Below are 12572 nucleotides of genomic sequence, written 5' to 3' on the forward strand. Positions count from 1 at the left end.
CCATGACGGACAGCATCGCGGCCGGCCGTCCCGCCGCGACCGCCCACGGCCACAGTCGGCTGCGCGCCTACGCGCGGCTCGGCAAGCTGGACGTGTACGACTACTACCTCGGCATCTTCCTCGCCCTGACCGCCACCCTGTTCCCGGCCGGCGCCTTCACCGCCCGACAGGCACTGGTGCTGGCGGTGTTCCTGGCCGGTGAAGTCGCGGTCCTCATGGCGATGGTCGCCCTGGACGACGTCACCGGGTTCCGGGACGGCAGCGACCTCGCCAACTACGGCCCCGACAACCCGCTGCGCAGCAAGGCACGCAAACCCCTGGTCGCCGGGGCACTGACGGTGCACCAGGCGCTGCGCTTCGCCTGGGCCTGCGCGGCGGCCGGGGCGGTGCTCTGGACGGCCGCCGCCGCGCTCGCGCCGCACCACCCGCTGTGGGCGCTGGTGACGGCGGGCGCGCTGTTCACGGTGTCGCTGCAGTACTCGTACGGGCTGAAGATCAGTTACCACGGTTTCCAGGAGGTCTTCCTGGTCGCCCTCGGCGCCGTGCTGGTGATCGTTCCGTACGGCCTGGTGACGGGGGGCTTCTCCGGTTTCCTGATGGTGCAGGCGGTGCTGTTCGGGTTCGGGCCGCTGATGTTCGGCGTCTACTCCAACACCAACGACGTGGCCGGCGACCGGGCAGTGGGCCGTCCGACCGTGGCCGCCCTGGTCTCGGAGCGGGGCAACGCCGTCTTCATCGGAGCCCTGTCGGCCGCCGAGTTCCTCATCGGCGCGGTGGCCTCGGCCACCGGGGTGGCCCCCTGGTGGTTCGTGCTGTTGATGCTGCCGGCGACCGCGCTGCGGGCCCGTCAGTACCTGACCGGGTTCGTCCGCGGCGACATCATGACCGCCCGCCGGACGGGCTTCGCGGTGCACCGGCTCAGCGTGGTGCTGATGGCCGTGGCCAACGTCGTCGTCGGAACGGGAGCCGCCTCATGAATCCCGATCTCGACGTCGCCGTCGTCGGCGCGGGCATCGCCGGCCTGACCGCCGCCCACGAACTGCGCCGCGCCGGGCTGGCCGTCCGGGTGTACGAGCAACTGCCGGACGTCGGCGGCCGGATGCGCAGCATCCGCCAAGAGGGCTGGACGGTGGACACGGGCGCCGAGCAGGTCCCGTCCCGCGGTTACCGCGCGACCTGGGAGCTGCTGCGGAGGCTGCGCGCCACCCCAGCGGACGTCCCCCGGGTCGGCGGCGCGGTCGCCGTCTGGCGCGGCGGACGCGCCCACCTGGGCGTCGGCGAGAGCACGGCCGTGGTCACGGGAGCGGGCCTGTCCGCCCGGGCGCGGCTCGACCTGGCCACCTTCTCCGCCTGGACCGGCCGCCGCCGCGCCGGGTTCGACGGTGATCGCCCCGAGGACAGTCCGCTGGGCGCCGCCACCGTGCGGGAGGTGACCGCCCGCTACCACCGCGACCTGCACGACTACCTCTTCCAGCCGGTCGCCGGCTGCTTCTTCGGCTGGGACACCGCCCGGTCGACGGCCGCCCCCATGGTCAGCCTGCTGCTGGAGGCGGGTTCCCCCGCCGGCTGGCGCACCTACCGCGACGGCATGGACTTCCTGGCCCGCCGGCTCGCCGTCGGCACCGAGGTCGTCACGGGCCGCGCCGTACACGAGGTCACCGACGCGGGCGGGCACGCCGTACTGCGGTTCGACGACGGGGAGGTCACCGCCCGAGCCGCCGTGCTCGCCGTACCGGCACCCGCCGCGGCGGCCCTCCGCCCGGACGCCCCCGCCGACGAGCAGCCGTTCCTCACCTCCTGCAGCTTCACGCCCATGATGAAGGTCAGCTGCCTGCTGGACCGCCCCCTCGCCCCGGCCGCCCGACGGCCGGTGCACATCCTGCTCACCCCGGCCGCCGAGGAGGACGTGCTCTCCGGCGTCGTCGTCGACCACGCCAAGGACCCCGGCCGGGCCCCGGCCGGCCGGGGCCTGGTCACCCTCGTGGCCGCTCCGCGCCGAGTCCGCGACCTGCTGGACGCCCCTTCCGACGAGGCCGCCGACCTCCTCGTCCGGGCGGCGGAACGCTATGTCCCGGGCATCGGCGACGCCTGCCGCCACCGTCTCGTGCACGCCTTCCGCCACGGCCTGCCGGAAGCCACACCCCAGGCCCTGCGCGAACGCGCCGGGTTCCTGTCCCGGCCGGCGCGCGCGGTGGAGTACGCCGGCGACTGGCTCATGCTGCGGCCCGCCTCCGAAGGAGCCGTCCGGGCGGGCGCGCTGGCCGCGTCCCGCGTCCTGAGCAGGCTCGGACGGAACACTCCGGCCGGCCCCGACCGATCGGAGGAGATCCGTGCGACCGCATGACATGGGCACCCTGTTCGACGAGGCGGCGGCCGGCGGCGCCCGGACCGTGGTCCACCTGGACCGGCCCTTCGACATCGCCCCGCTCGCCGGCACCCGGTGGACCGTCGCCGAACTCGCCGGCCTGGTCCGCGCCACCGCGGCCCGCCTCGCCGACGCCGGGGTCGGGCCCGGGGACCGCGTGGCGATCGTGAAGGACAACCACTGGGACTACGACCTGCTCGCCTGCGCCGCGGTCCGCCTCGGCGCCGTACCCGCGCTGCTGTCCGCCCGGCTCGACACCGCGGACCTCGTCACCCTGCTGGAGCGGCTGCGGCCCGCCGCGCTGGTCACCACCTCCGAGGTGCTGGCCCGCTGCCGGGACACCGCCGCCGGCGAACCGGCCCGGATCCTCGTCACCGTCGACTCCGCCGCGCCCGGCGCGGTCCACCTGGCCGCGCTGGACGCGTCCCGTCCTCGCGTACCGGTGCGGCGCCACGACGACGAACCCCTGGTCATCCATCACACCTCGGGGACGACCGGCGTGCCCAAGCTGGTGATCCACTCCACCCGGACACTCGTGCACAAGCTGGCCCGCTTCGAAGCGGTGCGCTACCCAGGCATCGGCATCCGCCCCGACGACGTCCTGGCCAATGCCAGCGCGTACGGACACGGACGCACCTTCTGCTGGACGGCCGTGGTCGTGTCGCTCGCGCCCGCCGGGATCGTGGTCCTCACCGGCGACGACCCGGGAACCGCCGACCCGCTCCTGCGGGCCCACCCGCCCACCGTCGTCGAGGCCCTGCCCGCCTCCTACATCCGGCTGCGGCCGCTCACCACCCGGCTGGACAACCCTTTCCGGCGCGTCCGTCTGTACATCAGCACCTACGACGCCGTGCACCCGCCGGCCCTGCGCGCGTACCTGACCGCCAGCCGCCGCGCCCGCCCGCTGTGGATGCAGGGCTGGGGCCAGACCGAGACCGGACCGCTGACCTTCCGCTTCCACACGCGGCCTTCCTCGCTCGCACCGGACGCGGAGACCACGGCGCGCCGGCTCGGCCGTCCCGTGCCGGGCCGGACCCGGCTGCGCGCGGTGGACCCGGACACGCTGCGCCCGGTGCCGCGGGGCCGCCCCGGCCTGCTCCTCGTCCGCACCCCCGCCCTCGCTCTGGGCTACGTCGGCGAAGAGGACCGCTGGGACGCCAAACGCCTCGGCGACTGGTGGTCCACGGGCGACATGGGCGTCCACCACCGTGACGGCAGCGTCAGCATTCTGGACCGTGCCGCCGACACCCTGCCCGGTATGAGCTGCCTGCGGACCGAGGACGTACTGGAGCAGCGGTTGCCGCAGGCCCTGGAATGCGTGGTCCTCGGCGCCCCGGACGGCGATCCGCTGCCCGTCGTGGTCACCGCCGACGGCCGACTGGACCCGGACGCCTGGAAACAGGCCACGCACGGACTGCTGGCGCTGCGCGACCCGGCCGTTCTCACCTGGGACGAGGTGCCCCGCACCGGCACCGGCAAGGTCCGCCGCGCGGCCCTGGCCCGGCAGCTCACCGGCGCTGCACCCGCCGGCCCCGGCCGGTGGACGTGAACGGGTCGCCGTTCGACGAGGCCGGGCTGTGCGAGCCGCCGTTCGGCGGCGCCGGGCTGTCCGGACCGCTCCCCGGCGAGAGGAGTCTCACCGTGGCGCGGCCGGCCTTCGGCCCGGGTGCGTGCCCGCGCCGCAGGGTGCATGGCGGCGGCATCGAGCCCGTCGCCCTCGACGTCGGCCGCCGGGCTTGTCCGGGCCGTACACGACCACACCGGGCCTGTCCGAGCCGCGTTCCGACGAAAGGATCACACCGTGTCCCAGCCCGCTCCCGCCCGGGAGGGCACCCAGGCGGTCTTCGGCAACGGCACCGCGCACAGCCGCGACCAGCACCGCTGCCTGGCCGCCGCCTACGACCCGGTGACCCTGCCCCGCCTGGCCGCCGCCGGTGTCGGCCCGGGCTGGCACTGCCTGGAGGTCGGCGCCGGCGGCGGCAGCATCGCGCGTTGGCTGGCCGGCCGGGTGGCACCGGGCGGCTCGGTGCTCGCCACCGACCGCGACCCGCGCGACCTGGCACCCGGCCCGGGCCTGGAGGTCGCCGCCCTCGACGTGGCCCGCGACCCGCTTCCGGAGGCCGCCTACGACCTGGTGGTGGCCCGCCTGGTTCTGCAGCACGTGCCCACCCGCGACGCCGTCCTGCACAAGCTGGTGCGCGCTCTCAAACCCGGCGGCCTGCTGCAGATCGACGAGATCGACGCCTCCTACGAGCCACCGCTGCTGACCCCGGACGCGGAGGCCGAGGCGCTCTATGTCCGGTTCCTGCGGGCCAAGACAGCCGTGCTGCGCGCCGCGGGCGGCGATCCGCACTGGGGGCGGAAGGTGCCGGCGGCACTGCGGGCGGCCGGGCTGACCGCCGTCGACGTCCACCTCCACATCGGCGTACGGCACGCCCAGGACCCCGGCCTCGGACTCCAGTTGACCCACACCCGCAACCTTCGAGACCGGCTGACGGAACAGGGCATGACCCAGGAGGACCTGGACCGGGTGGGACGGCTGATGCGGGACCCGTCCTTCCGCGCCGCATCCAGCGTCCTGTACTCGGTGCAGGGCCGGCGGCCCGGCCGAGGGCGACCGTGACACCGCGCCTGCGCGCCGCGGCCCGGCCGGCCGTCGCCGCCGCGATCGCCGGCCGACTGCTGCGGCACACCGCGCCGGGCCCGCGGGATACGGCCGGCCCGGGCCGGGACACGGTGCGGTACATCGTCGACTGGGCGGGTCCGGTGGACGCGGACCTGCCGGACGAGCGCGCCGTACAGGCCGCCTGCGGTCTCATGCAGGTCCACGGCCGGGCGACGGGCGGACCGCTCCCACTGGCCGTCGACTACGCCTCGGCGGTGGCAGGGGTGCTCACCGCCCAGGGCGTCACCGCTCTCCGCATCGCGCGGGCCCGCGGTCTGGACCTGCGCGAGGTGCGGACCTCGGTGGCGCAGGGGGCACTGCTGGCGGCCGGCCAGTACCTCGCCGCCGCGACGGCCCGTGCCGACTCCGGTGCGCCCCAGCCGGACGGGCCAGGGGCCCCGTCCGACGTACCCCAGGCAGATGGCCTGGCGACCCTGGAGACGTCCGACGGCACCCGTGTAGAGGTCGAGACCCTCGACCCTCTGGCATGGCGGGAGTTCTGGGCCCGGCTCGGCGTGGCTCCCGCACTCGCCGGCCGCGGCTGGCTGCCCTTCCAGCAGCGGTTCGCCACCGCCGTCTGCCCATTGCCCGACGAACTGAGGCAGGCCGCCCGCCGCCGCCTGCCGGCGGAGCTGCGGGCCGCCGCCCACCACACCGGCGTCAGCCTCCTCGCCGTCGGCTCCGACCCGGCCCCGGCCGTCCGCCCGGCACCCTGGTGCCTCACTCCGGGAGCGGCACCGGTCCCCAAGGCCCGGGCGCACCCGGAGATCTCCGTGCCCGGCCCACGCCCGGCCGTCCCGGTCGCCGGTGCCGTCCTGCCCCTGACGGGCCTGCGGGTGGTGGAGTCCACGCGCAGGGTCCAGGGCCCGCTCGCCGGGCACGCCCTGCGGATGCTGGGTGCCGAGGTGGTCCGGATCGAACCGCCAGGCGGTGACCCGATGCGCTGGCTCCCTCCGCTGGCGGGAGACTGCTCGGCCCGGTTCTCGGCTCTCAACGCGGGCAAGCCGGTGGTCGAGGCCGACCTCACCACCGCGCAGGGCCGGGACACGGTTCGTGCGCTGGCCACCGACGCCGACGTCTTCCTGCACAACTGGGCCCCCGGCAAAGCCGCGCGGCTCGGTCTGGACGCGTCCGACCTGCTGCCCGGCCACCCCGCCCTGGTGTACGCCTGGGCGTCCGGCTTCGGGGACGCCTTCGGCGACCGGCCGCCCCTGGGCACCGACTACCTCGCCCAGGTGCACAGCGGCCTCGCCGCGGCGGTACGGCCGGCGGACCAGCCCCCGGCCCCCTCCCTGATGACCCTCACCGACGTACTCGGCGGGCTGGTGTGCGCCCAGGGAGTGCTGGCCGCGCTGGCTGCTCGGGAGGCGACCGGCCGGGGCAGCCGCGTCGACTCCTCCCTGGTCTCCGCGGCCGCCCTCGTCCCCCGTCCCGCGCACCGGCCTCGCTGGACGGCACTGGACCGGCCGCTGCGCACCGCGAACGGCCATCTGTGCCTCGGGCCCGAGGCCCGGGCACGCCCCGAGGCGGTGCTCCGCCTGCTGGACGGCGCCGGCCCCATGGCCCCCGAGGACCTCGCGGCCCGCTTCGCCCGCCGCTCCACCGAGGAGTGGACGGCACGGCTGGCCGAGGCCGGTCTGACCGCGACTCCCGTCCTCACCGACCTGACGGCTCTGGCCCGCGACCCGGCCTTCCGAGCGGCCGTCGCGCCACCGGACCCGGTCACCGGACACGCACGCCCTTACGCGCCCTGGGAGTTCGCATGAAAACCGCCCCCTCGGCCCGGCACGGTACCGCCCCGCCCGTGAGCCGGGACGGACAGCCGGTGTGGACCTCACGCGCCGGAGTGTCGCTCCCGGATCTGGTGCCCCGCGCTCGACGACGTGCCTGGGTGACGGCGGGCCGGTGCCCGGACACCGACCTCTACGCACTGTTCACGGCCAGGGTCCGCGAACACCCGCACCGCCAGGCGCTGGTGGACGACTTCGGAGTGCTGTCCTACGCGGCGCTGGACGCCGAAGTACGCCGGATCGCCGCCTTGTTCGCCCGGGCGGACCTGGGGGAGAGGGACGTGGTGGCGATCCTGCTGCCCAACGGACGCGACGCCGTGGCCGCGGAACTCGCCGTCTACGCGATCGGCTCGGTGGCCCTCCCGATCCCCCCGGGCGGCGACGACCGGGACGTCCGGGCGCTCCTCGCCCGCTCGCGGGCCCGCGGCGCCGTCCTCGCATCGGCCCGCCGGGCACGGGCCGTCGCGGATCTTCCGCACCTGCGCACCGTGTTCGCCCCCGGCCCGGGCGAGGACGGGACGCACGGGCTGCACGCACCGCGCACCCCGGCCGATCGCTCCTGGCGGCCACGGCCGGCCGACCCGTACGGACCCGCCCGCATCCTGGTGTCGTCCGGTTCCGAAGCCGAGCCGAAGATGGTCGCCTACAGTCATCACGCCCTGGCCGGCGGCCGTGCGCGGTACGTCCGGAGCCTGCACCCCGACACCACGGTGCCGCCCCGCCACCTCGTCCTCGTCCCGCTGGCCTCCTCCTTCGGTTCCCTGGGCACACCGGTCACCCTCGCCGCCCTCGGCGGGACCCTGATCGTGCGGTCGGCGTTCGACCCGGCGGTGGCGCTGGGGTTGGTCGCCGAGCATCGTCCCACCCACCTCTTCGCGGTGCCCACCATGCTCCGGCGCATCGCCGACCTCCCGGCGCGGCCGGACGAGGACACATCGTCATTGCGTGCCGTCGTCTCCAGCGGCGCCACTCTGCCGGCGGCCACCGCCCGGGCATGCCGTGAACGGTTCGGCCGACCGGTGGTGACGGTCTACGGCTCGTCGGACGGCGTGAACTGCCATGCGGCCGGAGAAAGCCACCCGCCGGGCGACAGCGTCGGCACCCCGGACCCCGCGGTGGCCCGCATCCGGATCACCGGACCCGACGGCACGCCGCTCCCCACCGGGCGGACCGGTCAGATCGAGGCCCTGGGCCCCATGACGCCCCTGTGCTACGTCAACGCACCCGAACTGGACGCCCGTTACCGCACCTCCGACGGCTGGGTGCGCACGGGTGACCTCGGCCGGCTCGACGAGCACGGAAGGCTGCACGTCCTGGGCCGGCTCAAACGCATCGCCGTGCGCGGGGGACTCAACATCAGTCTCGCCGAGGTCGAACGCGAACTGGGCACCCATCCAGCGGTGGCCGAGGCGGTCTGCGTCCCGGTGCCCGACCCGGACCTCGGGGAACGACTGTGCGCCTGCATCCGCCCGGCCCCGGGCACACCCGTTCCCACGCTGTCCGACCTCACGACCCACTTGGGGGGCCGCGGCCTGGCCCGCCGGAAACACCCCGAACGTCTGCTGGTCCTGAACGAGATGCCCCTCGGCCCCGCCGGGAAGGTCTGCTACCGCACTCTGATGTCCCGCGCGACCGCGCGGATGGGAGAGCCCGGCAGCGCAGCCCCCTGGGGGCAGGTCGGCGACGGGTCGGTCAGTGCGGTCCCCTGACGGTCGCTCATCGGGGTTCACTCTCCAGCCGAGGCGCGCGAGCAGGGTAGGCGGGGCGCGGAGGGGGCCCGGCGTGTCGGGGCAGCCGGGGGCTGCGCCGATGAGCGCGGCGGAGGGGCCTGCCGCGCAACTGGGCGGTGTCCGTTGGGGCTGACGCTCCTACCCTTCTGGGCCGGCCACAGGTCGTCGCCCCCGACGATGCGGTTGCGTGGCCGGGAGGCGAACAACTCGTTTCTCCCGGGGTCTGTGGAACTACGGCGAAGGTGGTGGATGTGACGGGTCGCGTGTATGTGGGTCGGCCATTGGCGGCGGGCGGGGTGACGGACGAGTACGACGCGGTGGTGGTCGGGTCCGGGGCCGGCGGGCTGACCACCGCGGTATGCCTGGCGCGCCAGGGCCGGCGGGTGGCGGTGTTCGAGCAGCACTACACCGCGGGCGGCTACACCCACGCCTACCGGCGGCGCGGGTGGGAGTGGGACGTCGGAATCCACTACGTGGGACAGCTGGCGGAGCGAGAGCCGGTCCGCGTGCTCTCGGACTATCTGACCGGCGGCACGCTGCAATGGGCCTCGCTGGGGGACCCGTACGACGAGTACCGCCTGGCGGGGCAGGTGTACCGGGCGCCGGTCGGCTTCTCGGCCTACCGGGCCGGTCTGATCGCGCGCTTCCCGGCCGAACAAGCCGGCATCGAGGCGCTGTTCGGGCTGATCGGGCGGTGCCGGGCGGTCCTGCCCGCGCTCGCCCTGGGACGGCTGACAGGCCCGCTGGTGCGGCGGCTGGCCCGGGTCCTGCGGGCGACGGCCGTGCCACCTCAGGCGCTGCGGCCGGCCCGGGAGGTGGTGGAAGGGCTGGTCCGCGATGAGAGGCTGCGGCAGGCTGTGCTCACCCCGAGCGCGCTGCTGCTGGCCGACTCGACGGCACAGCTGCCGTTCTTCCTCCTCGCGGTGCTGTTCGAGCACTTCCGGACCGGCGCCTGGTACCCGGTGGGGGGCAGTGCCGCGATCGCGCGCGCGATGCTCGAACCGATCCGCGCCGCCGGCGGCGAGGTCTTCGTGCGGGCGCCGGTGGCCCGGATCGAGCTGGACGGGGCGCGCGCGACGGGCGTGGTCCTGGCGAACGGCACCCGCGTGCGGGCTCCGGTGGTGGTGAGCGCGGCAGGCGCCCAGAACACGTACCGCACCCTGCTGCCACGCCGCCCCGACCGCAGCGCGGACCGGCTGGACGGCATGCGGCGCGGATTCCCGTTCGTGGTGCTCTTCCTCGGACTGGACGGCGACCCCGAGGAACTCGGGCTGCCGCGGCACAACCTGATGGTGACCGACGAGGACTGCGACGCCCTCTTCGACGGCACGGGCGGGCGGACCAGCGGCTACTTCTTCTCGTTCTCCTGCGCCAAAGATCCCACCTGGACCGCACGCCACCCCGGACGCTCGACCGGAGAGATCCTCACCTACGTACGGCCAGAGCTGTTCGAGCCGTTCCACGGCTCACGATGGCGGCACCGGGACCCTGCCTACCTGGCCCTGAAAGCCGAACTCACCGCACAGCTCCTTGACCAACTCCACCGCCAACTGCCCCGCACCACAGGCCGGGTGGCCTACCACGAGCTCGGCACCCCGCTGACGGCCGAGCATTTCGCCGGCTGGCCCGGCGGCAGCTTGTACGGGCTGGCCAAGGACGTGGCCGGCTTCGGCGACGGCCACCGCCCCGGCCTGGCGGACTGGCTGCGCCCACGAACCGAGGTCAAGGGCCTGTACCTCTCGGGCCAGGACTGCCTGGCCGGCGGCTTCCTCGGCGCGGTCACCAGCGGCCTGCTGGCCGCCCACGAGGCCCTGGACCGATCCGGCCGGGCCCGCCTGTGGGCAGGGCTGTTGCGCCACGGCCTGCGACCCCGATCGACCAGTTCCGGGCGCACGCCGGCCGTCCAGGAACGGTGATGTGCTTGCACGCCACGCTCCTGACCACCACTTCGTGGCTTCCCGTTCCGCCACTGGGTCACTGTCGCCGTAGGTGATCGAGACGGCCGCCGTTCCGGGACCTCCGCCGGACCGTTCAGCCTGCTACTGCCAGACGTACCGACGGCCGTGGTACCTACCGGAGTCGTCCCAAACCTGTCTGCTCGTTGTATCGCGCCGGGTGCCGCGCGGTGGATGTCGTGCCCCATGCGCGGGTGACGATCCGGTCCAGCTCGGCGAACAGCTCGACCTTGACCTTCTCGTCCTCCGTCGCCGCCTCCACCACCAGGTCCCGGTCGGCCAGTTCCGTCAGGTCCGTGGTGACCCGCACCCGGTCGAGGGCGGCGTCGCGTTCCGTCACGGAGAGCTTGCCGCGTCGTACGCCGCGCTCCAGCGAAGCGGCGACCCGGGACCGGCCTGCCCCGGCCGCTGCCCGTGTGCACCTCGTGCACCGAGAGGCGGCCCCCTGGCACGGGAGACTGCACCTGTTGGACTCGACGAACATCGCGCAGACCACCGGCCACGGATCGCCGCTCGCGGCCCTGAGGCACGGGGGCCCCGGCCGGGCCGGCGGCGGATCGGAGATGGCAGGCACCCGTGGTGTCGTGGACCTGATGCCACGCACGGCACTGCAGGCCTCGCCACGGGTTCTCGACTCGCTGCGGAGCACTCCGTCGGTCTCGTCTGCCGACCACGCCTGACGCTTGTGCGGCCCGGGCGGACACGGTCCGAAGGACATGACGCCGATCCGGCTGATCTGCATGGAAACCTCGAACCGGACGACCTCTTCGTGCTTCTCCTGCCCGGGGGCCAGGGCGCTCGCCCGACCTCCCGGGCTTCCGCCGCCGGCTACTTCGTCTTGCGGTTCGCGGAGAAGGCAGGCTCTTTCCCCAGCGCTTCGATCGTCTCCTCCATCTCGCGGACCTTACGGCGCAGTTGCACCAGTTCCTCCCGCTCGGCCACGGTCAGCGCGCCCGCCGGCCCCTGGCCTCGCTCCGCCGCCAGCTCCTCCGCGATCGCCGCCGCGAACGCGTCCACGTCGCCCTCGGTGGTGTCGAAGGAGGTCATCCAGCGGACCTCACCGGCCTGCTCGTCCCAGGTGTAGAAGCGGAAGCGCTTCTGGAGACGCTCGGTGACGGCCGGCGGCAGGACGGCGAAGATCTGGTTGGCCTGCACCGGGCGGGAGATCTCCAGGCCCGGCAGTTGGCGCACCGCCTCGTACAGCCGCTGGGTCATCGCGTTGGAGCGGGCCGCCGACCGCAGCCAGAGGTCGCCGCCCAACAGCGCCTCGAACTGCACCGACATGAAACGCATCTTGGAGCCCAGCTGCATGCTCGTCTTGCGCAGGTGAGCCATGCCGCGCACCGCGTCCTCGTTGAGCACGATCACCGCCTCGCCGAAGAGCAGCCCGTTCTTGGTGCCGCCGAGCGAGAGCACGTCCACACCGGCGTCGGTGGTCATCTCACGCAGGGACACGCCGAGGGTGGCGGCGGCGTTGGCGAGCCGGGCACCGTCCAGGTAGACGAGCATGCCGAGCCCGTGCGCGTGGTCGCAGATCGCACGGATCTCGTCCGGCGTGTAGCAGGTGCCGAGTTCGGTGGACTGGGCGATCGAGACGACCCTGGGCCGGGCCCGGTGCTCGTCCTCGAAGCCCCAGGCCTGACGGTCGACCAGCTCAGGGGTGAGCTTGCCGTCCCACGCCGGCACCGTCAGGAGTTTGATCCCGGCGACCTTCTCGGGCGCCCCGCCCTCGTCGACGTTGACGTGGGCCGACTCGGCGCAGACCACGGCGTCCCAGCGGTCGAGCATGGTCTGCAGCGCGACCACGTTCGCGCCGGTGCCGTTGAAGACCGGATACGCGTGCGCGGTGGGGCCGAAGTGGCCGCGCACCACTTCCTGGAGGCGCTCGGTGTAGACGTCGGCGCCGTAGCTGACCTGGTGGCCGCCGTTGGCCAGGGCGATCGCCGCAAGGATCTCGGGGTGCGCCCCCGCGTAGTTGTCGCTGGCGAAGCCGCGCTCGTCCGGGTCGTGTCGTCGCTGTACGGTCATGGTGCTCGCCTACTTGTTTCGGTCGTACGGGTGTGAAAC

9 protein-coding genes are annotated in these 12572 nt (G+C 74.4%); 7 read left to right on the top strand and 2 right to left on the bottom strand.

The annotated features are described in order from the left end of the window. Positions 1-2: 2 nt before the first annotated feature. The 7 genes from AB0G20_RS38285 (at position 3) to AB0G20_RS38315 (ending at position 10466) form a co-directional block, all read left to right on the top strand. Entirely contained in the window at positions 3-977 is a 975-nt protein-coding gene (locus tag AB0G20_RS38285; RefSeq protein WP_361311179.1) for a UbiA family prenyltransferase, read from the top strand. Continuing rightward, positions 974-2344 (top strand): FAD-dependent oxidoreductase, encoded by a 1371-nt coding sequence (locus tag AB0G20_RS38290; RefSeq protein ID WP_361311182.1) that lies wholly within the window; start codon positions 974-976, stop codon positions 2342-2344. Before AB0G20_RS38285 ends, AB0G20_RS38290 begins: the two co-directional genes overlap by 4 nt. After that, entirely contained in the window at positions 2331-3914 is a 1584-nt protein-coding gene (locus tag AB0G20_RS38295) for a class I adenylate-forming enzyme family protein (RefSeq protein ID WP_361311184.1), read from the top strand. Before AB0G20_RS38290 ends, AB0G20_RS38295 begins: the two co-directional genes overlap by 14 nt. A 252-nt stretch (positions 3915-4166) precedes the next feature. Beyond that, positions 4167-4988: a methyltransferase domain-containing protein gene (locus AB0G20_RS38300; RefSeq protein WP_361311187.1), complete on the top strand. Its 822-nt coding sequence runs from the start codon at positions 4167-4169 to the stop codon at positions 4986-4988. Next, positions 4985-6796 carry a CoA transferase gene (locus AB0G20_RS38305; protein ID WP_361311189.1) on the top strand — a complete coding sequence of 604 codons (1812 nt, stop codon included), beginning with the start codon at positions 4985-4987 and terminating at the stop codon, positions 6794-6796. Before AB0G20_RS38300 ends, AB0G20_RS38305 begins: the two co-directional genes overlap by 4 nt. Continuing rightward, on the top strand, positions 6793-8529 hold the full coding sequence (locus AB0G20_RS38310) for a class I adenylate-forming enzyme family protein (protein WP_361311191.1): 1737 nt from the start codon (positions 6793-6795) through the stop codon (positions 8527-8529). Before AB0G20_RS38305 ends, AB0G20_RS38310 begins: the two co-directional genes overlap by 4 nt. A 272-nt stretch (positions 8530-8801) precedes the next feature. Further along, positions 8802-10466, top strand: a complete 1665-nt coding sequence (locus tag AB0G20_RS38315) for an NAD(P)/FAD-dependent oxidoreductase (RefSeq protein ID WP_361311193.1) — start codon at positions 8802-8804, stop codon at positions 10464-10466. 154 nt (positions 10467-10620) lie between these two features. Here the strand turns inward: AB0G20_RS38315 and AB0G20_RS38320 are convergent, their stop codons facing one another. Together AB0G20_RS38320 and AB0G20_RS38325 are read right to left on the bottom strand one after the other, a co-directional pair. Then, positions 10621-11247, bottom strand: a complete 627-nt coding sequence (locus AB0G20_RS38320; RefSeq protein ID WP_361311196.1) for a 3-hydroxyacyl-CoA dehydrogenase NAD-binding domain-containing protein — start codon at positions 11245-11247, stop codon at positions 10621-10623. An 86-nt stretch (positions 11248-11333) separates the two neighbouring features. Beyond that, positions 11334-12533: a low specificity L-threonine aldolase gene (locus AB0G20_RS38325; protein WP_361311199.1), complete on the bottom strand. Its 1200-nt coding sequence runs from the start codon at positions 12531-12533 to the stop codon at positions 11334-11336. Positions 12534-12572 lie beyond the last annotated feature (39 nt).

This window comes from Streptomyces sp. NPDC024017 (genome assembly GCF_040638895.1).
Taxonomy (GTDB): domain Bacteria; phylum Actinomycetota; class Actinomycetes; order Streptomycetales; family Streptomycetaceae; genus Streptomyces.

What these genes read in the sequence shown, in the direction of transcription:
- AB0G20_RS38310 (WP_361311191.1), top strand. Translation starts at nt 6,793, where the DNA reads ATGAAAACCGCCCCCTCGGCCCGGCACGGTACCGCCCCGCCCGTGAGC.
- AB0G20_RS38290 (WP_361311182.1), top strand. Translation starts at nt 974, where the DNA reads ATGAATCCCGATCTCGACGTCGCCGTCGTCGGCGCGGGCATCGCCGGC.
- AB0G20_RS38325 (WP_361311199.1), bottom strand. Translation starts at nt 12,533, where the DNA reads ATGACCGTACAGCGACGACACGACCCGGACGAGCGCGGCTTCGCCAGC.
- AB0G20_RS38320 (WP_361311196.1), bottom strand. Translation starts at nt 11,247, where the DNA reads ATGCAGATCAGCCGGATCGGCGTCATGTCCTTCGGACCGTGTCCGCCC.
- AB0G20_RS38285 (WP_361311179.1), top strand. Translation starts at nt 3, where the DNA reads ATGACGGACAGCATCGCGGCCGGCCGTCCCGCCGCGACCGCCCACGGC.